This window comes from Microvirga guangxiensis, assembly GCF_900102135.1.
GTDB classification, from domain to species: domain Bacteria; phylum Pseudomonadota; class Alphaproteobacteria; order Rhizobiales; family Beijerinckiaceae; genus Microvirga; species Microvirga guangxiensis.
The window spans coordinates 102458-123128 of record NZ_FMVJ01000004.1; the positions used below are offsets into that span (position 1 = coordinate 102458).

Annotated in this window: 20 protein-coding genes and 1 tRNA gene; 12 read left to right on the plus strand and 9 right to left on the minus strand. The window is 59.7% G+C overall.

Translation table 11 applies throughout. From position 1 onward, the window contains the following. Window positions 1–80: 80 nt before the first annotated feature. Window positions 81–165, plus strand: a tRNA-Leu gene (locus BLP10_RS06950). A gap of 86 nt (window positions 166–251) precedes the next feature. After that, complete coding sequence (locus BLP10_RS06955) at window positions 252–1805, plus strand: site-specific integrase (RefSeq protein ID WP_091132510.1); 1554 nt, start codon at window positions 252–254, stop codon at window positions 1803–1805. 571 nt (window positions 1806–2376) lie between these two features. Here the strand turns inward: BLP10_RS06955 and BLP10_RS06960 are convergent. From BLP10_RS06960 to BLP10_RS06970, 3 genes are all read right to left on the minus strand, one after another. Continuing rightward, window positions 2377–2640 (minus strand): helix-turn-helix domain-containing protein, encoded by a 264-nt coding sequence (locus BLP10_RS06960; protein WP_091132513.1) that lies wholly within the window; start codon window positions 2638–2640, stop codon window positions 2377–2379. 263 nt (window positions 2641–2903) lie between these two features. Continuing rightward, window positions 2904–3980 (minus strand): UvrD-helicase domain-containing protein, encoded by a 1077-nt coding sequence (locus BLP10_RS06965; protein WP_091132516.1) that lies wholly within the window; start codon window positions 3978–3980, stop codon window positions 2904–2906. Beyond that, window positions 3967–5562, minus strand: a complete 1596-nt coding sequence (locus BLP10_RS06970; RefSeq protein WP_091132519.1) for an ATP-dependent nuclease — start codon at window positions 5560–5562, stop codon at window positions 3967–3969. The genes BLP10_RS06965 and BLP10_RS06970 overlap by 14 nt, the downstream gene beginning before the upstream one ends. Window positions 5563–5967: 405 nt before the next feature. Between BLP10_RS06970 and BLP10_RS06975 the strand changes: the two genes are divergently transcribed. The 7 genes from BLP10_RS06975 (at window position 5968) to BLP10_RS07010 (ending at window position 12953) form a co-directional block, all read left to right on the plus strand. Continuing rightward, on the plus strand, window positions 5968–6843 hold the full coding sequence (locus tag BLP10_RS06975; protein WP_210183601.1) for a LysR family transcriptional regulator: 876 nt from the start codon (window positions 5968–5970) through the stop codon (window positions 6841–6843). A gap of 104 nt (window positions 6844–6947) precedes the next feature. Continuing rightward, on the plus strand, window positions 6948–7547 hold the full coding sequence (gene wrbA, locus BLP10_RS06980) for an NAD(P)H:quinone oxidoreductase (protein ID WP_091132526.1): 600 nt from the start codon (window positions 6948–6950) through the stop codon (window positions 7545–7547). A gap of 5 nt (window positions 7548–7552) precedes the next feature. After that, a complete protein-coding gene (locus BLP10_RS06985) occupies window positions 7553–9223 on the plus strand; it encodes an amidohydrolase (RefSeq protein WP_091132530.1) in 1671 nt (556 codons plus the stop codon). A gap of 13 nt (window positions 9224–9236) precedes the next feature. After that, the gene (locus BLP10_RS06990; RefSeq protein ID WP_175493812.1) at window positions 9237–10151 is read left to right on the plus strand and encodes a DMT family transporter; all 915 of its coding nucleotides are present in this window, start codon (window positions 9237–9239) and stop codon (window positions 10149–10151) included. A gap of 52 nt (window positions 10152–10203) precedes the next feature. Then, the gene (locus tag BLP10_RS06995) at window positions 10204–10869 is read left to right on the plus strand and encodes a DsbA family oxidoreductase (protein WP_091132537.1); all 666 of its coding nucleotides are present in this window, start codon (window positions 10204–10206) and stop codon (window positions 10867–10869) included. A gap of 754 nt (window positions 10870–11623) precedes the next feature. Continuing rightward, window positions 11624–12367, plus strand: coding sequence for a Crp/Fnr family transcriptional regulator (locus BLP10_RS07005; RefSeq protein ID WP_091132545.1), 744 nt, complete (start codon window positions 11624–11626; stop codon window positions 12365–12367). A gap of 157 nt (window positions 12368–12524) precedes the next feature. Beyond that, window positions 12525–12953, plus strand: a complete 429-nt coding sequence (locus BLP10_RS07010; RefSeq protein WP_091132549.1) for a VOC family protein — start codon at window positions 12525–12527, stop codon at window positions 12951–12953. Here BLP10_RS07010 and BLP10_RS07015 read toward each other — a convergent pair. The 6 genes from BLP10_RS07015 to hemP all read right to left on the minus strand — a co-directional run bounded on the left by BLP10_RS07015 (window position 12950) and on the right by hemP (window position 17367). Next, the gene (locus BLP10_RS07015) at window positions 12950–13729 is read right to left on the minus strand and encodes an aldo/keto reductase (RefSeq protein ID WP_091132553.1); all 780 of its coding nucleotides are present in this window, start codon (window positions 13727–13729) and stop codon (window positions 12950–12952) included. The genes BLP10_RS07010 and BLP10_RS07015 overlap by 4 nt on opposite strands. After that, window positions 13726–14364 (minus strand): LbetaH domain-containing protein, encoded by a 639-nt coding sequence (locus BLP10_RS07020; RefSeq protein ID WP_210183602.1) that lies wholly within the window; start codon window positions 14362–14364, stop codon window positions 13726–13728. Before BLP10_RS07020 ends, BLP10_RS07015 begins: the two co-directional genes overlap by 4 nt. A gap of 74 nt (window positions 14365–14438) precedes the next feature. Further along, the gene (locus tag BLP10_RS07025) at window positions 14439–15254 is read right to left on the minus strand and encodes a heme ABC transporter ATP-binding protein (protein WP_091132556.1); all 816 of its coding nucleotides are present in this window, start codon (window positions 15252–15254) and stop codon (window positions 14439–14441) included. After that, entirely contained in the window at window positions 15251–16303 is a 1053-nt protein-coding gene (locus tag BLP10_RS07030) for a FecCD family ABC transporter permease (protein WP_091133481.1), read from the minus strand. Before BLP10_RS07030 ends, BLP10_RS07025 begins: the two co-directional genes overlap by 4 nt. Before the next feature lie 11 nt (window positions 16304–16314). Beyond that, window positions 16315–17184, minus strand: coding sequence for a heme/hemin ABC transporter substrate-binding protein (locus BLP10_RS07035; protein WP_091132560.1), 870 nt, complete (start codon window positions 17182–17184; stop codon window positions 16315–16317). A gap of 12 nt (window positions 17185–17196) precedes the next feature. Further along, the gene (gene hemP, locus BLP10_RS07040) at window positions 17197–17367 is read right to left on the minus strand and encodes a hemin uptake protein HemP (RefSeq protein ID WP_244510430.1); all 171 of its coding nucleotides are present in this window, start codon (window positions 17365–17367) and stop codon (window positions 17197–17199) included. 243 nt (window positions 17368–17610) lie between these two features. On the opposite strand from hemP, the gene BLP10_RS07045 reads away from it, so the two are divergent. From BLP10_RS07045 to hutX, 3 genes are read left to right on the plus strand one after another with little or no spacing between them, the layout of a single operon-like run. Then, window positions 17611–19770, plus strand: coding sequence for a TonB-dependent hemoglobin/transferrin/lactoferrin family receptor (locus BLP10_RS07045; protein ID WP_244510431.1), 2160 nt, complete (start codon window positions 17611–17613; stop codon window positions 19768–19770). A 31-nt stretch (window positions 19771–19801) separates the two neighbouring features. Beyond that, the gene (hmuQ, locus tag BLP10_RS07050; protein WP_091132567.1) at window positions 19802–20137 is read left to right on the plus strand and encodes a heme-degrading protein HmuQ; all 336 of its coding nucleotides are present in this window, start codon (window positions 19802–19804) and stop codon (window positions 20135–20137) included. Beyond that, entirely contained in the window at window positions 20137–20667 is a 531-nt protein-coding gene (hutX, locus tag BLP10_RS07055) for a heme utilization cystosolic carrier protein HutX (RefSeq protein WP_244510432.1), read from the plus strand. Before hmuQ ends, hutX begins: the two co-directional genes overlap by 1 nt. Window positions 20668–20671 lie beyond the last annotated feature (4 nt).

Sequence of the window (20671 nt, forward strand, 5' to 3'; positions counted from 1 at the left end):
GAAGAAAGCGCACGAACCTCATTTTCAGTGATTGACGGAAAGCCTCAACCACCGTAAACGAAGCCTCGCCGGTAAGGCATGCCCAGGTGGCGGAATTGGTAGACGCACTGCTTTCAGGTAGCAGCGGGTAACACCGTGGAGGTTCGAGTCCTCTCCTGGGCACCAACAACACCCTAAGGTGTTGATCCGCAAGCGAATCCAGGTAAATCAAGGCTTAGAGACTGCCCGAGTGGTACAAACGGGTGGTACAAATGGCTCTTTCGATGTCGCGTCCCTGGAAGCATCCCAAAACCGGAATCTACTGGCTTCGCAGAGGCGTCCCGGACGACTTGCGACCCATCATCGGCAAGCGGGAAATCAAGCTCAGTCTCAAGACCAAAGATCCTGAGAAGGCAAAGCAGGAGCACCTCAAGGCTCTTGTCGAGCTGGAGGAGCAGTGGAAGAACCTGCGCGCCGGCTCCAAGACCCTCTCCGAGCGCGAGGCCCATGAGTTGGCCCAGGCCGTTCACGATACCTGGCTGACTGCCTTCCAGGACAACCCGAGCCAGCAGACCTCTTGGAACACCGACATCGGCGGCGACCTCTGGAAGCCCTTATCCTTCGACCTCAGCACTCCCCTCGAAGTGCGCCTGATAGGCGACCCCGCGCGTGGTGCGCACCGCGCCCATGAGTTTCTGTGCCGGGAAGAAGTCGCAGCCCTTGCCCAAGCGCGCGGCCTGATCCTGGATGAGGAGAGTCAGGAACGTCTGGCGAAGGCCATCGGTGCAGCCATCCAGCGGGCCTGTCTCAAGCTCGCGCAGTTCGCCAAGGGCGACTATGGGAAGGACGCTTTCATTCCGGCTTCGAATACGCCGATCATCGTTCCTTCGGCATCGGCTCGTGTCGACCATAAGCCTGTCAGCTTCGACGATCTCGTGAAAGGCTGGTCAGCCGAGAAACGCCCTGCCGAAAAGACGGTCTATGAGTGGAAGCGGGTGCTCAAGGAGTTGAAGGCTTTCCTCAAGCACGATGATGCTGCCCGGATGACCGCCCAGGATCTGGTGAGCTGGAAGAACACCCTCATCGCGGCGAACCTTCGTCCCAAGACGATCCGGGACGCGAAGCTCGCGCCTGTGCGCGCCATCCTCCGCTGGGCAGTCGATAACCATCACCTCAAGGAAAACCCCGCCGAGCGGATCGTCATCGACGTGAAGACGAAGGCCGGCGAGCGCAAGCGCAGCTACCAGGATGAGGAAGCCAAGATCGTCCTGAAGGCAGCTCTCACCGAGACCAACGCCGTTCGCCGCTGGGTGCCGTGGCTGTGCGCCTATTCGGGAGCGCGCGTCTCGGAAATCTGCCAGCTCCGCGCCGAGGACATCGTGAAGGTCGAGCGCATCGACTGTATGAAGATCGACCCCGACGCCGGATCGCTCAAGACCCTCAGTTCCGAGCGCATCGTCCCGCTCCATCCAGCCATCATCGAGAGCGGCTTTCTCGAATACGTCCGCACGGTCAAATCCGGCCCTCTCTTCCCGAAGCTGTCCCCGGACAAGTTCGGCAAGCGCGGAGGCAACGGAACCAAGGTCATCGGTCGCTGGGTTCGATCCCTCGACCTGAAGGACACCCGGATCTCCCCCAACCATTCCTGGCGCCACCGCTTCAAGACCCTGGGCCGCAGGCACGGTTTGGCTCCTGACATCGTGGACGCGCTCGTCGGGCATCAGCGTAGGACCGTTGGCGATGGGTATGGGGAGTTTCCGGTTGAGGCGTTGCTGAGGGAGCTTAAGAAAGTGCCGGAACTCAAACTCGACTCATCATCTGACTGAATTTTAGCGAACCTGTCCCTGGCTTAGGCAACATAGCCAGTCCCATATGGACTCGGTCCTCGGCGCTAACCAGGCGGTTCGGGGGTAGCCGATCAAAAGCCGAAGGGCATCGGAGTGTAAGAAAGCAGCACATGAGTTCAGTGCTGCAGGAGTAGGCAACGGGTAAAGCCCCGACCTACAGATGACCGGCCCGTGTATGGAACAGGCGGGACGGTCCAGTCCGCGTCAGATATGAAGCGACATGTAAAGGCCGACCGCCTGACCCCGGCCTCCCCGTAAAAGGGTTGTGTTCTGGTCCAACGGCCTTACCGACGGCGTGGCTCCGGGATTCGAGAGCGTTGCAGACGGTCAGCAGCTTCGCCGCTTAGGCGAAGCTTTGCCCCAAAGGGCAAAGACGACCCCAACAAGCGTCCACCAGAATTCGAGATGAATAGAGACTGCCCTCTCTAAAGAGGGCATCAAGCACATCAATACTTCCAGTCTCTGTTCCCACCCGCCGAGCCTCGGCGGGTGGTGGGCCCTCTTCCGGCCAGGCCAGTCCCCGACGAGCTAAGGCAAGAGAAAGCCTGGCTCAATCGACTTCCTTCGTATCCCTGAGCACCTTGACCACTTTGACGGGGTCGAGACCGATCACCTCGCAGAGGTCTAGCAATTCGACCACATCAAGCCGCCGCCCGCCGCTCTCTATGCTGGCGATCTGCGACTGCGCCTTGCCAAGACGATCAGCCACCTTTGCCTGGGTCAGATTGGCCTCGCTGCGAGCTTCGATGATCAGCTTGAGGAGCCGTTGATAGCGGGTCGTGTGTGTCGATTTCGAAAGTGTGGATTTTGCCATGTCTCGGCCGAATGGGTCTTGACCGAGGCATTCAGTAAACTTCTAAGTCGATGATAAGAAAATAAGATCATAATATGATTCGATCTTACAGAGCTGAATGCACGAGATGTGGAGTTCCCGAGGAAAATGTGGGGTTGGGGTTTGGGCATCGGTGATGCTTGGGGCTGTCATCAGCAACGCACCAGCAATGGCCACACCCCCAATTCGGCAGACTTAGAGCAGATAGCTTGATCTTAGTCCAAGACCCCAGATCCATACTCGCGCTACTGAGAGTAAGTCTGTGCATGTGGTATAGACGCATCTCCATCGAGAACGAATGCAAGGCTGAATCTAGCGCGAGTCACCCCAACGTACATTTTGGGTAATAACTTTTCAACATGGATCAAATTTCCTGTGCCTAGCCACTTCTTTCCCAGCCCATGCGGGAAGATCAGCACCCGGTCGAAGGTCAATCCTTTGGATTCACCGAAATTCATTGCGGGGAAACCATCACAAGGGGTTCGTTTGTCGAGTCGCAGAACCTGTGGCTTAAAGCGATCTACATAAGTGACGACTTGCGAGGGCGGCACGATAAATACCCCGTCATGGCCCGTCACAGAGTCGTTGAGCGACCTTGTACGCGGCTCATTTGGAAAAAAGCTATCCCCAAGATCCGCGATGTCTTGATTGCAGCGATGCGTGTGCTGTTCATAGGAAAGCGTAGCAAGGCCTGAATTATGCCACTCGTGAAACTTCTTTATGATATTAGTTCCGGCATAAGCCGAATTCTTCTTCGAATAGTTAGTGCGAAGCGTAGCCTGACGGTGATCACCAACTAGGCTGAGCTTAATTCCCGCCTTGAGGATCAATTCTAACACATCTAGGTCGTAGCCAGCCATATCCTGGATTTCATCAACAAACACGTGGTCAAAACGCTGAGCCAAGCGGCGCATCACAGCACCGCCGGTCAGCCGTTCACATTCGCATATAAATTTCGAGACTTTGTCAGAGTAGATAAACTCGCCACCAGCGAAATAATGCGCCGCCGTGTTAGTTTCGGGGACATACGGGACTGATCGGCCCTCAGCCCAGCGGAAACCTTCAATCCTTTCATCATGCATAACTCGTCGATATGGTCGGGCCAGCTCTCTCAGTAAAAAGGTGAACCATGTCATTATCTCGATGCGGGATGGAATGGCCGTCGTATGTCCATAGAACTTACGTTCGATCTCCTTTGTATTGTTTTGGGTGTAGGTCACGAGGGCAACTCGGGATGTTCCTTCCGATATTGCTTCACTAACAATTCGAGTGGTCTTCCCACCGCCCGCAGCGCATAGGATAATTCGACTAGCCGACTGCATCTAAGATGTATCCGGGAACAGTCCAGGCTTCCTGGGTCGTGAAGAACTTCAGTGCAGTGTCAGCTTTGTTGGACTGCATATGATCCAAGAGATCGGTATCGCTTGCAAAAGTTCTGCCCAAGACGCGCTCTATAGCAGGGCGTCCATTTACTTTGAGCAATTGAGGCTCAAGCGTTCGACATTTTTCATCGGCATCGTAATGAATGCGGATGTTTGATTTGCTCATATAGTCTTGGTACTTGCGTGCGACAGCTGCGATATCAGCATCGTTATCCGTTACTACGGCAACGGTGAGATCAAGGAGCACAGCGATCTCTAAGAAACGTTTGAATGCCAGCGAGTTTACGGAGATCACGTCGACTCCGGCTTCTAGTGGCATCTTTCCGTGCAGCTTCCTATAGGCGGCCTGAACAATCAGCTCATCCGATGGACCCTCGACGAGAATGGCTCGCTCTGACAGGATCAGCCTGAGCGTGTCATGACCCGGAAGACGCATGAAATAGTCCTGAGTGTCCTTCTTCAACTCTTTGAGCGTAATTGCCCGACCTCGGTGGAAAAGGATCACTGAGTCGACTCCGAGCTTGTTGAGCACGAAGCTACTGTGGGTGGTGATTACGAGCTGTCTGGTTCCGCGCCGCTCAGCTATATGATTGATTAAAGTGTTGAGGTTTGAGAAGGAAAGATGATTCTCCGCCTCCTCAATCAGGATGAGGTGCGAGTCGGCAGAAGACTCTAGTGCGAGCTTGATCTTGATAGAATTCTGCTCACCCTTACCAACAAGCATAAGCGGCACGTCGTCGAGGTGAGGTATGACGCCTACCTCCCAGCTTGCGCGGGATGTCGTGTCGAGAGATACCGATAAGGACTTTTCGGTGATATCGCCTTTCTTCCTGGCAAGCGCTTCGTTCACGCCCCTAACCTTGTCATTATCCAGGAATGCGTCCTTCATCATCCGGTAAGATAGAGCTAGATCGACTTTTTGATCCTTACTAAGGCTGTCCTTCATCAGATCGACAACGTAGCGGCTGGCAGCAGCATTATTGCGGATCGTACTCGCATCGATAAAGCTTGGCTTGATTGGGATGCTTCGAGCCGTTGCAATCGGATTTTCCGCAAAGCTCCTCCAGGAGACTTTGTAATATTCGATTGGTAGAGTTCGGATAAGTAATGGGTTCGCGACATAGTTGGCGAGCTCATCGCCATATTCCGGATTGAACTCGATTGCGAGTGATACGCCAGGTAAATCCGCCTTTACTGTATTGTTGATGCCTTTGAGTTTCGCCAATGCTGAATGATCTTCGAAGTACAGCTCGATAAGGATCGCTGGCGGCGCGATGGGGGACTTTGCGATCAGCGCATTGATATAGTCGGCCACAGCCTCGGAGTTAAACAGGTGGGGATGGAGTTCAGTTTGGATCGGGCGTCCATTCAACTGGCAAGTTAACGCAAGATCGATTGCTTCAAGGAGAGTGGATTTACCGCACTCGTTATTCCCAACAATGATGTTGAGACCTGGGTTGAGTTCTACATCCGCTGTCTTCAAGCAGCGATAATTATTCACGATGACACGTGAAATGTACAACAGACGCCCCCGTTCCTTCCCTGTTGCTCGATTTAGCAGAGATATTACCCGGTGCGGCAAAGCTGCGGATGCCATCCACAGATAAAGCCAAGCTAGGGTAGGGGCGTGCTTAGGAGCATATGGAACTACCCGGTTAGATCCGCACATAAAGATGAGAGGGGGATGGTTTTGACCGTATCTATGCTGCTTACAAGGCTCGACGGTGGTCCAGTGGAGTGGTACAAACGCTTCCAACTGGCAGTTCCAAAAAGCCTTATTTTGCCTCGGTTTTAAGCCTGTAAGAGACAATCCTCCGCTGGGCACCGCTGCGTCTGAGGATCGGCGCATAACAACCCTGGAAGAAACCTGCTAAGGTGCAGGAAGAATATCCAGCTTTCAGCGGAAAACATGGACCATCTAGGGGCAATGCGCTCGTTCAGGCGCGTGATCGAACGGGGGAGCTTCAGCCGGGCGGCTGAGGAGCTGGGACTGTCGTCGGCGGGCCTTGGCAAGCAGATCCGGTGGCTGGAAGAGCGGCTGGGAACTGTCCTGATCCAGCGCACGACCCGGCGCATGGGTCTGACGGAGACGGGGCGCGCCTATTACGAGGAATGCTGCCGGATCCTCGATGAAATCGATGCGGTGGAGCACTCCATCGCGGCGGATGCCGGCCATGTCACGGGACGCCTGCGGGTCAATGCGCCTCTATCCTTCGGATTGACGGTGCTCTCGCCGATCTTGCCCGCTTTCATGGCGACCTATCCCGATCTCACGATCGACCTGACCCTCAGCGATCACCTGCTCGATGTGGTGGGCTCAGGTTTCGATGTCTCGATCCGTGTGCGCTCGGAGCTGGCCGACTCCTCCCTGATCGCCCGCAGGCTTGCCGATGTGGACCAGATCATCTGCGCCGCTCCGGCGTATCTGGAAAGGCGGGGAGCGCCTCTCGATCTCGACGATCTTCACCGCCACGATTGTCTCGCCTACACTCTGGCCGATAACCCAGGCGTCTGGCACCTCAAGGGTCCGAAGGGCGACATGAGTATTGCCGTCCCGGTGCGGCTTTCCGCCAACAATAGCATCATGCTGCGAGACATGCTTCTGGCCGGAATGGGAATCGGGGCTCTGCCCTCCTTCATCGCCAAACCGCAGATCGACAGTGGTGCTCTCGTGCCGGTTCTGAAGGATCACGTCTTTCCGCAGCGCCACGTCTATGCGGTCTATCCCACCAGCCGTCATCTCCAGCGCAAGGTTCGTGTGTTCCTGGATTTCCTGGCCGATACGCTTGAGGCGCGCCTCTAGAGCACTTTTTACCGCCAGCTAAAAGTCTTGTGCCTGGCATCTCGTTTATCGGGGAAAAGCCCTGTGGTTCTCATCGGCGTGTCCACGCAGTTGAGGGTCCAGCGATGGCGAGAGTTCTCGTTCTTTATTATTCCACTTACGGCCATATCGAAACCATGGCAGCCGCCGTCGCCGAGGGTGCACGCTCCGCAGGCGCCGATGTTGTCGTCAAACGCGTTCCCGAGCTGATGCCGGATGAGGTTGCTCGCGCCGCAGGTGCGAAGCTCGATCAGGCTGCGCCGGTTGCATCGCCCAACGAGCTGGCCGATTACGACGCCATCATCTTCGGCACGCCCACGCGTTTCGGCAACATGGCGGCGCAGATGCGCAACTTCCTCGACCAGACCGGCGGTCTGTGGGCGCAAGGCAAGCTGATCGGCAGGGTCGGTTCCGTCTTCACCTCCTCCGCCAACCAACATGGCGGCCAGGAAACCACCATCACCTCCTTCCACACGACCCTGTTCCATCATGGCATGGTTGTAGTAGGCCTGCCTTACAGCTTCGCGGATCAGATGGGCATCGAGGAAGTGAAGGGCGGCTCGCCCTACGGCGCAACCACGCTTACGGGCAATGATGGTGCGCGTCAGCCCAGTCAGATTGATCTCGCTGGTGCCCGCTTTCAAGGTAAGCACGTGGCGGAGATCGCCAAGAGGCTGCGGGCTTAAACGCCATGCACCGCGCATCCTGGATCGGGCTCCTTGCACTGCTCGCCGCCGCTTCAGCATCGGCGGAGACGGGCAAGGATAAAACCGTTCTTTATCGCAATGCCAAGGTGCTGACTGTCGACGCGGCGTTCAGCACCGCGCAGGCACTGGCGGTACGCGGTGATCGCATTCTCGCGGTTGGCTCCGAAGCAGAGGTCATAGCTCTGGCAGGTGCCGACGCGGAGATCGTCGATCTCGAAGGCCGCACGGTTATGCCGGGCCTGATCGACAACCACGTCCATGTCATCCGCGCGGCGGCCACCTGGGCCGAGGAGGTTCGCCTCGATGGAGCGACCACCCGTGAGGAGGCGCTCGACCGCATCCGCCGCAAGGCGGCAGTTACGCCCAAGGGGCATTGGATCTACAGCCAGGGCGGATTCACGGATGCGCAATTCGGCGACGGGCGCGTGTTCAACCGCGAGGAGCTGGATGAAGCCGCGCCCCATCATCCGGTCTATCTCCAGCACATGTACAGCCATGCCTATATCAACCTCGCTGCGGCCAAGGCGGCGGGGTTGATGGGGCCCGCAAGCCACATCTTTGCTGAAACAGGTGAGATGCCTGCGGGCGAGGACGGCCTGCCGCTCGGCGCCATCGCGGGCCGGGCGATGGATTTCGCCATGCGCAAGCTGCCGCCCAAGACGGCGGAGAAGTCGCTCGCAGGCGCACAAGCCGTGATGCGCGATCATGCTGCAGCGGGCCTCACCTCCATCTTCGACATGGGCGGCTTCGGAATCCGGGACGAGGACTACACGCCGTTCTCCAAGCTCGCTGCTGCGGGCAAGCTGCCCATCCGCGTGTTTCACACACGCTGGTTCCGCAATGACAACGGCTCGCGCGGCAAGGAGGCGTTCGCGCGCGAATTGCGTGAGATGAAGCCGCTCTCCGGCCCTGCGCATTTTCGTCTCATCGGCGCAGGCGAGCTGATCTACATGCCGGTCTTCGATTCCATCGGCCAGCCGGGATCTCCTCTTCCGGTTCATCTCGACGAGTTCGAGAAGATTTTGCGCGCATTGGCAAAGGCCGAATGGCCGATGCGCATTCATGCGGAAAGCGACGTCACCATTTCCCAGCATCTCGATCTCATCGAGAAGATTGCGAAGGATACGCCCGTCGCGCATCTGCGCTGGACCATCGAGCATGGCGACACGATCTCGGAAGAATCGCTCAAGCGCATGAAGTCGCTGGGCATGATGGTGGCGCTGCACAGCCGCCCGGTGCTTTTCGGTCGCCGCCGTCTTCGGGCTCTGGGCGAAGAATCTCTCGGTATGCCTCCGCTCGATCTCGTGCGTGCCAGCGGCGTGCCCTGGGGCATTGGCTCCGATTCCGTCATGGCGAACGTCTACAATCCTTTCGTGACTCTCTGGTGGGCCGTGACCGGCAAGGCGCTCGACGGCGCTCTCGTCACGCGCCCACCGCTCTCCCGCCAGGACGCCCTGATCGCTCACACCCGTTCGAACGCTTACTTGCTCTTCTCCGAGAACGAGCTCGGCACTCTCGAGAGGGGAAAGCTCGCCGACTTCGTGGTGCTGTCGGAAGACTACATGAGCGTCCCCGAAGACCGCATCCGGCACATCACGGCTGTGATGACGGTGGTAGGCGGAAAAGTCGTTCATGACGCCCGCACGCAGCAGTGAAGAAGAAAACACGATGACCGCCACCACAGCCCCCTTGTCGGCGCATAAGCCCCACCGCTTCGGAGCCGTCGCTCTCCTGATCGCCACAGGCGGCGTTTTCGGAGCCATGTTCCCGCTTGGCAAGTTGGCGTCGCGGGCCGGGGTCGCGCCGCTCGCCTGGACCCTGTCCATGCTGTTGTTCGGCGGCGTTATCCTGCTGGCCATGGCGCTGATACGCGGGCAGGCCGTTCCCGTCTCGCGACTGCATCTCGCCTATTACGCCGGGGCGGGCCTCCTCTCCATGGGACTTCCCAACTTCATCCTCTTCACGGTCATGCCGCATCTCGGCGTGGGGCTCTCGTCGGTGGTGTATACGCTGCCTCCGATCCTGACGCTCGCTTTCGCCGCCGCACTTCGCATGGAAAAGCCCGGAACCCAACGCAGCCTCGGGATCGCGCTCGGCTTCGCGGGAGCTGCGATGATCGTCAGTCAGCGCAGCCATCTGCCTTCTCCCGATCTCTACGGCTGGCTGCTGCTGGCGCTTGCGATCCCGACCTTCCTGGCCGCAGGCAATATCTTCCGCTCCCGCTTCTGGCCTGCAGGCTCTTCACCTCTTGCGCTTTCGGCGGGAACCATGCTGGCCGGCGGCGGATGGGTTTTGCTCCTCATGCTCGGCAAGGGCCGCATCGGTGATATTGCGAGCCTGCTCGACGCGCCGTTGCTGGCGTCCATCCAGGCCGCTCTCAACGCCCTGCAATTCCTGATGTTTATGCGCCTGCAGAAAGCGGCTGGCCCAGTTTATGTCAGCCAGGTCGGCTATGTGGCGACCGCAGCGGGCCTTGCCTCCGGAGCCCTCGTCTTCGGCGAGACCTATTCGCCCTGGATCTGGGCCGCGAGCATCACCATCGCGGCAGGCGTCCTGGTGGTGAATTCAGCACGCCGTACCTGATCTTCAGTCATCCCGACCACGCCGCACCGTTCGGCTTGCAGAGGAGTTCGTCATGTCCAATCCCGTCATCAAAATCGACTTCTACCACGACGTCGTCTGCGGCTGGTGCTTCGTCATCGCGCCGCGTCTGCGCAAGCTCAGCGAGGAGCTTCCGCTCGAGATCCGCCACCGCAGCTTCGTGCTTCAGGATTCCCGTGAGGAGATGGTTCGTGCCTGGGGCTCCCTGGAGCGCGCCAAGCGGGAAATCCTCGGCCACTGGGAGCGCTGCCGCGATGCGGATGACGACAAGAGCCGCATCAATGTCGAAGGCATGTGGAAGCAGACGTTCGAGTATCCGTCCGGCATGATCGGCACCCTCGGCTGCAAGGCCGCCGAGATCCAGGGCGGACAGGCCGCGCATTGGGACATGTTCGATGCCGTGCAGCGGGCTCACCTGACCGAGAACCGCAACATCGGTGACGCAGGCGTGATCGTCGATGTGGCCCGGGAAATCGGCCTCGATATGCCGCGCTTCGAGCGCGACCTCCGCAGCGCTTATACCCGCCAGAAGGTTGAAGAAGACAGAGCCAAGGCGCGCAGCCTCGGCATCCGTTCCATTCCGTCCGTGGTGATCGAGGAGGCAGGCGTCGTCCTGGGTACGGCTCCGACAGAGGTTCTGAGAAGCCAGCTCCTCGCTATCCAGGAACGTCTCCGCACGGGTCGCTCTGTTCCGGCATAAGGGGCGGCTGAACTGTCGCTTTTGTCATCTTACGAAATGAGGGAGGAGCCGGATGAGGGTTTTCGCGAAAATCATGCTGACGGGAATGCTGCTGCTCGTGGCAGCATGCTCGGTTCCTCGCGAGCGTCTGCACGATGGTTCGGCTTCTCCGAGGATCCAGCATCCTGTGATGCCGGATCCTTCCCAAGCCCCCCGTCGCTGGCCGGCCTACAGCATCGACCGATACGGCAACATTTACTGCTGACTGTCAGGCAGTGAGAGCAGCCTCGACGGTGGTCCAAAAGAGTGGTACAAACGCTTCCAGTAGGCAGCTCTTAAGTTATTGTTTTTACTAGGGTTCGGAGAGGATTGGTACAATCCTCTCCTGGGCACCATCATCCCTCTAAGGGGTTGATCCGCAAATAAAATAAGCCCTACAGCATATTGCGCCGAGCCGATCAGGCTCTAGCAAGGCCAAACAGGCTCTCTGGGCTTGTTGTCTAGGGACACGGCTCGATACATTACCCACTCATCGACAAGCGCATCTCTGCCGGTGTGAGGCATAGTCTGCGACACGTCAGTTCCAACATCCAGGAAACAATGAACAACGTGTCGAATCGGGATCTCATCGTGCTACTTTCGGGGCGGTCGATCCCGTAATACGCTACAGGCGCGGTCTCTTGATTTCGGCACAATCCCAGCCTGGCATCGTTATTGTCTAGCTACTCCCCGACCGAGGCGAATCTGCAAGGGAGGCTGGACAGGACATTCTGAGATGACAGCTGAGCTTCACTCCCCTCAGATCCTGATGATCCGCAAGCTGGACAGCATCTTTCCTCTCTCCGAGGAGGAGAGGCAGGCTCTCCAGGGGCTGCCTGTGCGGATTGCTCTCTTCGAGGCCGACCAGGATATCGTACGCATCGGCGACCACCCATCCCAGTCCTGTCTTCTCCTGAAAGGCTTCACCTGCGTCTACAAAATGACTTCGGAGGGCAAGCGCCAGATCATGGGGCTGCATGTCCCCGGCGACGTTCCTGACCTGCAGAGCCTTCACCTGAAGGTCATGGACAACAGCATCGCAACGATCACCCCTTGCACGGTCGGATTCATTCAGCACGAGGATCTGCGGCGCGTGTGCGAGCGCTATCCTCGGATCACCGCCGCCTTCTGGCGCGAGACGCTGGTGGACGCCTCGATCTTTCGGGAGTGGATGCTCAACATTGGACGGCGCGAGGCTTATACCCGGGTGGCTCACCTCCTATGCGAGTTCCTGATGCGCCTGAAGGCGGTTGGACTAGCCACGGACAACACCTTCGACCTGCCCATTACCCAGGCTGAACTCGCCGATGCCATCGGCACCAGCACAGTGCATGTCAACCGGGTCCTCCAGGCTCTTCGCGCCGATGGCTTGATCCAGTCCCGGGGCTCGCAGATGATCATCCCGGATTGGGCGAAATTACAGGAAGCCGGCGATTTCGATCCGCTCTACCTCCATCTGAGACAGGAAGAGGCGAAGTAAAACGCTCTTTCGCGGAAAACCGCGAAGGCTGAAGGCTTGAAGAGCCTCGCCCGCTTTCCAATTGATCCCGAACGCCATGCCATACGGCGCAGCTTAGATGATCGGGTTGGTCATGTGGGGTGCGAGACGAAAGCACCTGCCGCTTCGGAGAACAGAGATGGAAACAGAGGAATTGCATCGTGGTCGACTGATCGACCACATCCAGCTTGTGGTCAGGGACTTGCCGGCGAGCCGCCGGTTCTATGAGGCGGTTTTTCAGGTGCTCGGAGTTCCCTTAGGTGGAAGCGGCGATGATTATTTCTGGGCTGATGAACTCTTCATCTCATCTGCTGAGAGTGAGGCTGCCCAAGGCAAGCTGACCGGACGCCATCATCTCGCTTTCCAGGCCCACGACCGCGCGATGGTCGATGCCTTCTATCGTGCTGCCCTCGACAACGGCGGCAAGGACAACGGCGCGCCCGGCGAGCGCCCTTATCACCCCGGCTACTACGCCGCGTTCGTGCTCGATCCCGATGGAAACAACATCGAGGCCGTTCATCATGGCCCATCGCAGCGCAGCGCGCCTTCGGTCCGCGTCACGTTTTAGTAGATGCGGTTGATCGAAGCGGATGCTTTGGAAAAGGCCGTGATGGACTCGTCCAAGTGGCGCAGCGACCTCGTTCCGGTCAGGATCGCGCCCTTGAAGGACTGGTGCAGGATGAATGTCAGGGCGTCCTGCATCGCAGGCATCTTGTCGCCTTCATTCGGGACGATCTCGCCCATGCCGAAGGGACGATTGACGAAGACGTCCATGCCTGCGCTCAACGCCATATCGAAAGCCGGCCGTAAAGCTGCGGACAGCCGGTTGTACGGAAACTGAATCGTGGTGTAGGTGCCGGATGCACAGGCAAGACACGCGGCATCGAGATCGCTTACGCTCGCTCCGAAATTTCTCACGCCGCTCGAGCGAGCATAAGCGATGGCACGCTCCACGTCTTTCGAGGCGAGCACCGCCGCGCTTGCCTTGTGGATCTGGAGAAGGTCGATGCGACCCAGCCGTTCGAGGCTTTGGTCCAGGCTCCGGCACAGAGCGTCATAGGAATGATCGGTGAAGGCGGCGTGTTCTTCCGCGTTCCAGTGCTCGCCCATTTTCGTCGCGATGGTGAGGTGCGAAGCCTGAGAGGTCCGGCCCCTGAGAAAGCGGCCAAGAATCCGCTCGCTGGTGCCATAGGCGGGAGCCGTATCAAAGACCGTGATTCCTTGCGAGACAGCATGCTCGAGCAGCGCGAGCGCATCCTCCTCCGGCGGAGGAAATCCGTTTCGATAGCCCCAGGCGCGGCCGATAGAGAGCAACCCCAGGCCCAGGCAAACAGAGCCGTTCATGAGCGCGAAACCTTGGGATGAAAGAAGGATTGTGGCTTCACGCCGTCCATCGTGAACTCATCCCTGGTGGAGATAACCTGCCCGACCTCGAGACGGAGATTGCGGGCGACGCCCTGGCCTTTCAGAAGAGCCGCGCGGGAATCCGGATCGGATTCGCGGAACGATCCTCCAGCAGCGAGATGGCAGCTGTCGACCATGATCATGCCAAGCAGCTGGCTGCCCGATCCGAGAAACGTTTCGCCGAAGACCGACGCGCCGCCCTGGTAGCGGCCGTGATCGCCGATGACGATGCGAGCGCCCGCGCGATCAGCCTTCGCCATGAAGCCGCCGCCCTCGCCGAACAGGTTGGAATTGCCGATCGTCAGCGTTCCCATTTCAGCAGAAAGCCACGTGCCCGAGTGGAACGTATTGCCGTCGCCGATGGTCAGCTCACCGGGTGCGACGCAGCGAATGGTGACGCCAGGATAGAAGATGTTGCTCGCACCGATGCGCGCATTGTTGGCGATCAAGATGGAGAAGGGATCGAGAACGACATTGCCCGTTTCGGCCAGGGCAAGCACTGCTTCGACTCCGAGAAAGCCTTGTGTTCGGCGCATTTCGTCGATCTTCGCGATCATAATGGATTCATGCGCCATGGCGTCCTCGGGCAACTGACAGCTTTCATAGTGTTAGGTTGCAGAGGCTTGAGACCGCAAGATCTTTCACCCGTTCAGTTCTGAGCGGCTCCCGGCCAATTGTTTTGGAGTGTCAGCTTCCACGGGCTGGGTGGAAGGCTCTGCGGAACGAGACTCACGCCGAACACCTCGGAGAGCCGGTCAGGGCTCAGCACCGTATCGGCTTTCCCCTGGGCAATAAGGCGGCCTGCCTGCAGGAGAACCAATGTGTCGCCCGTATCGGCCGCGAGCTGAAGATCGTGCAGCACGGCGATGATAGTGAGGCCTTGCCGCGAGAGGGTTTGGGCCTTGTTCATCAGCGCGAGCTGGTGCTTGAGATCGAGGCTCGCGATAGGCTCGTCGAGGAACAGCACCTGCCGCGTTTCGATACTGCGCCCGGCATTGAGTTGGGCCAGCACCCGCGCGAAGTGAACCCGCTGCCGCTCGCCGCCCGAGAGCGTCTGATAATTGCGGTGGGCAAGGTGCCCCACATCGGCCTGTTCGAGGGCATCGAGAACGATGCGTTGCCGGTCATGGTGGCTCAAACCCCGGCCGATGCCTTCGACACCGAGATGGGCGACCTCGAAGGCCGAAAATGGAAAGCCGAGTTCGGAGGCTTGTGGCATGACCGCCCGGCTATGGGCGAGACGCCAGGTCGGAATGGCGTGGATCGAGGACCCGTTGAGGCGAACCTCGCCGTGAGCGGGGGGCAACTCGCCGCACAACACGCGCAGAAGCGTCGACTTGCCGGCGCCGTTGGGGCCGATGACGATGGTGAGCGTGCCGCTCTCAATGGAGAGGTTGATGCCCTCGATCAGCATGCGTCCGCCGGTGCGGTAATCGATGTTCCTCGCTTCGAGAATGGGGCTCATAAGCCGACGCCTCCCTGGCGGCGCAGGAGAAGCCACAGGAAGAAAGGCGCGCCGAAGGCGGCGGTGAGAATGCCGATGGGGAGTTCTGCCGGAGCCGCGATGGTGCGCGCCACTGTATCGGCCAAAACCAGCAGCGCCGCGCCGAGAAGGGCGGAGGCCGGGAGCAGCATGCGGTGATCGGGCCCTGCGGTAAGGCGCAGGATATGTGGCACGACGATGCCGATAAAGCCGATCATACCCGCACAGGCAACGGATGCGCCGACAGTGACCGCGACGAGCAGGATCGCGACTGCTTTGAGCCGTTGGACCGGCACGCCGAGATGAAAGGCTTCCGCTTCTCCAAGGGCCAGCGCATTGAGGCCGCGCGCAAGAAACGGCGTGACGATGAGAACGGGCAGGATCAAGGGAGTTGCAGCGGCGACCTTCGTCCAGGTGGCCCCGCTGAGTGAGCCCAGGGACCAGAAAGAAAGATCGCGCAATTGCCGATCGTCGCTCAGGTAAGAGAGAAAGCCCATGAGCGCGCCTGAGAGCGCGCCGAATGCCACGCCGGCAAGCAGCATGGTGGCAATCGATGTGCGACCCTGACGCGTGGCAACAAGATAGAGCGCGAAGGTGGTGATCAAACCGCCGACGAAAGCCCCGATGGGAAGCGCTACGAAGGACAATGGCCCGATGAGAGGCGCAAGCAACGCATCACCGACGACGATGGTAGCAGCCGCAGCGAGTGCTGCGCCGGCGGAAACGCCGACGAGGCCGGGATCCGCCAACGGATTGCGAAAAAGCCCCTGCATCAACGCGCCGGAACATGCAAGCGCGGCACCGATGAGGAGTCCGAGCAGCAGGCGCGGCAACCGCACCTGCAGGATGACGAGCGCTTCACCTGAAGGCACGGACGAAGGCTCCATCATGATCGAAAGCACGCGCGACAGGGGAATGCCCGTCGCGCCAGCGCCCAAGGCAAGCAGGCTCATGAGAACGACGAGACAGCCGAGCGTAATCATCAGCAGGGGCCTGCGGTTGTGTAGTGGCGCAAATCCGTTCCTGGTCATGGCAAGTGCCGTCACGGATTTGCTGCCTTGATCTGCTCGGCATGGAGAGCCGCCATGAGCTCGCGTGCAGCGGCAGGCGTGCGCGGGCCGAAGCCGAGGAGGTAGAGTGAGTCCATCACGACGAGTCTGCGCTTTACCGCGGCAGGTGTCGCGGCGAAGGCCGGAAATGTGAACGGGTCCTGCGCCGCGCCGCCGGGGCCATGGCTCATCATCACGATGGCTTCAGGGGCCGCCGCGATGACGCCCTCGTCTGACATGGGCTTCCAGCCGTTGAGCGAAGAGGCTGCATTGGTGGCCCCTGCAAGAGCGAGCATGGCATCGGCCGTTGTGCCCTGTCCTCCGACAAGGGGACGGCCGTTCTGGAACGAGAGCACGAACAGGGCGCGCGCAGGCTGCTTGATGCGCGCCCTAGCGTCCGTCAGCTCCGCGAAGCCGCGTTCGATCTCCTGGATCAGAGCCGCTCCGCGCTCGGGCATATCGAGAGTTTGCGCGATCACCTTCACCCGCTCCACGATTCCATCGGCGCTCGGCCGGTCGGGAACGCGCACGATTGTGATGCCAGCCTGTGCGATCAGCTGCAGCGCATCGGGAGGACCAGCGCCTTCCGCCGCGAGCACGAGGGTAGGGTTGAGGGAGAGAACGCCCTCGGCGCCCAGCGCGCGGATGTATCCGACATTGGCCTTCGTCTTAAGCGCGTCCGCCGGATAAAGACTGGTTGCGTCGACGCCTACGATTTCGGTCTCCTGGCCAAGGCGATAAAGGATCTCCGTCACCGCGCCGCCCACGCTGACGATCCGGCGGGCAGGGGCGGCCTTGGCGTGGCGCGCGGCGAGCATCAGCGCGGGGGCGGCGAGGAGGGCACGGCGGGAGAGCAGCGTCATGGGAAACATTCCTTACTTGGTCAGAATGAGTTTGCCGTTCGCCGTCACCCGGAGGCGGTAGCGCTCGCCCCGGTGAATCAGCACCACTTCCCGGCCTGACCCGATGAGGCTCGCCACATCGATCTCGCGCATGGGGTTCAGCCTGTCGTCTTTGGAGTCCGAGGGTGGGTGAGGAGGCTGCACGGTACTCTCCAGTTTTTACGCATTCTAAATTAGAACTTTTACAGTCGACTCATGTATTCGCAGTTTAGAATTATGTAAAACTAGCAAGTCACGAGTCAGTGTTGACGCGGTTACTTGATTTGGCTATCGGATGTAAAGCCTCTTCTCCTGGGAAGAGATCGATAGCCAGCCAGCGTGACTTTGTTTCTGCGCCAGCCAGCCAGTCATCAATAAAAAACACTGTTAAAGACTGGGATCGTCAGGATGTTTACTCTCCTGCGCGAAGGCCTTCGCGCGTCCACCTCGCCTCTCGCCCTCCTCATGCTCGCCCCCCTGGCTGGGGCGCCGATCGCCTCCGCGGCCCTTGCACAAAGCTTGCCTGTGCCTGCCGCACAGCCTCTTCCCCGCGAAGACGGTGTCCTCATGCTTGATACGGTGACGATCACCTCGGGCAAGACGGAGGACAAGGTGATCAACGATCTTGCGGGGTCGAGCGTCGTGACGCGCCAGCAGATCGACCTTCTGCAATCCTCGCGCGTCTCCGATGTGCTGCAGGGCGTGCCCGGCGTGACGGTGCAGGAAACGGGAACCGATCCGGGGCAGGCAATCAACATTCGCGGTCTGCAGGATTTCGGCCGCGTAAACGTGCTCGTGGATGGGGCGCGTCAGGATTACCAGGTAAGCGGCCACGGCGCGAACGGCACCTTCTATCTTGATCCCGAATTGATCGGGCAGGTGGATGTGGTGCGCGGGCCCGTCTCCACGGTTTATGGCTCGGGTGCCATCGGCGGCGTTGTCTCCTTCCGCACACGCACCATCGACGACATCCTGAACCCCGACGAGACATACGGCGCGGTGCAGAGAACCGGTTACGGCACGAACGGCGCGGGCATATTCACCAACAGCATGGTGGGCGCGCGCATCGGAACGGCGGCGGACGTGTTCGGCCAGTTCCTCTACCGCAACGCCAACAATTATTATGACGGCGACGACAACAAGATCTGGGATACGGGCTCGGAGCTGACGTCGGGCCTGTTCAAGTTCAACGTCTATCCGGCGGACGGCCACACGATCAGCGGTTCCGCCCTGTTGCAGAACTACACGTTCGCCAACAACGGCAGCAGCGGCGTCGGAACGCGGTTTTCCAACGATGTGGTCGCCAATACCTATACGCTCGGCTATCGCTTCAACCGTCCCGACGTGCCTTGGCTCGATCTGAGCATGAAGGCCTATTACACGTCGACCGAGGACGATAAGCGCGTCATCACGCCGAGCAGAACCTATAGCTCCCTCGGGGTAAGGCCCGGCGACCTTTTGAACTACAGCATGGAGACCGTCGGCTTCGACATCAGCAACACGGCCCGGTTCGAGGCCGGCGGTCTCTCCCACGCACTCACCATCGGCATCGACGCCGCGCAGGATCAAGCCGAGACCCTCGACCGCGCGGGCGGCTACGGATCGGCCTTCACGCCGTCCGGCGAGCGTAATCTCTTCGGAGGCTTCATCCAGGACGAAGTGCGCTTCACGCCTTGGCTGCGTGCGGTCGGCGCACTGCGCTTCGATAGCTATGAGCTCGATGGCGGCGGCGTAAGCTCGGACGGATCGCGCGTCTCGCCCAAGATCACATTGGGCGTCGAGCCGGTGAAGGGCATCGAGTTCTACGGAACCTATGCGGAGGGCTATCGCGCTCCCTCGATCACGGAAACCCTGATCCAGGCCTCCCATCCCTTCCCGATCTTCAACCTCCTGCCCAATCCTTCACTTCGTCCCGAGGTCGCGCGCAACATCGAAGGCGGCGTCAACATTCAGTACGACAATGTGTTGAAAAGTGGCGACAGCTTCCGCGCCAAGGTCTCTGTGTTCCATAACGAGATCGACGATTACATCGACACCGTCAGCGTCGGTCCCGCCTACAACGTGCCGGTCGTTCCGGGCATGCCTGTGAGGATCTGCGCCTTCGTGCCGAGCCTGTGCCTCATCGGCATCCGGGATCAGCAGTACCAGAACATCGCCAAGGCGAGCCTCCAGGGCGCGGAGATTGAAGCAGCTTACGATTGGGGCAGAGGCTTCATCAGCGTGGCAGGTGCCATCATCGAAGGTGAGAACGAGGCGACGGGCGACCCGCTCAACTCGGTTTATCCCGATCGGCTCAGCACCACCTTGGGTTTCCGTCTGCTCGACGACAAGCTGACGCTTGGGACGCGCGTGACCTTCGTTGCCGACAGCGAGAGCGAGGTCGCAAATCCGACAAAGGGCTATGGTCTCGTCGATCTGTTCGCATCCTACCGCTATGACGAGAACATCAGCGGCGACATCACAATCCAGAACGTGTTCGACCGGCAATACGTCCAGTACCAGAACAGCCAGGCGAGCCCCGGCCTCACGGCCAAGTTCGGCCTCAATGTGAAATTCGCAAGCCGCTGAGCGGCTTGCTTCAACCAAGGAGACATTCTCGATGTTCATTGCCATGAACCGCTTCAAGGTCCTGAAGGATGCAGCAGAGGATTTCGAGCAGCGCTGGCTCACGCGCGAGAGCTATCTGCACGAGCTCGAAGGTTTCGTGGAATTCCACATGCTGCGCGGGCCCGAGCGCGAGGATCACGTGCTCTATTCCTCGCATACGGTGTGGGCCTCGAAGGCGCATTTCGAGGCCTGGACGCGCTCGGAGCAGTTCCGCGCCTCGCATACCCGCGCCAGCACGGACAGCAACAAGCCGCTCACACTCGGCCATCCGGAATTCGAGGGCTTCGAGGTGATCCAGACCATCGGCCGCGTGACGAAGGCCGCCTGATGAGCATGAGCGCAATGCAGGCGGCACAGGATGTCGAGGCGCTGATCCGCGAGGATCTTGCGGCAAAGCCCGACGGGGTTCTGGAAACGATTGCCGAGGCGCGCGGCGTTCCGCTTCAGAGAGTTCTCGATTGCCTTGAGCCCCACGCGGCCATGCGTGCATCCGGCGATCTGTTCGAGGAAATCTGGAGCGATCTCACCAACTGGGGCGACATCACCTTCGTGGTTCACACCCGCGACGGCGTGTTCGAGTGCAAGGGCAGCGTGCCGCCGGGAACATTAGGGCGCGGCTATTTCAACATCCATGGGGAGAGCCCCATTGGCGGGCATCTGCGCATGGATCGCTGCCGGGCGATCTATTTCGTCGACCGCCCGTTCTTCGGCAAGCGCTCCTGCTCGGTGCAGTTCGTCAATGAGGACGGCGGCGTGATGTTCAAGATCTTCGTGGGCCGCAACGAGGACAGGAGCCTGAAGGAGGATCAACTCGTCAGGTTCGAGAGCTTGCGCGCCCGATTTGCCGGGCGCGCGTGAAGAG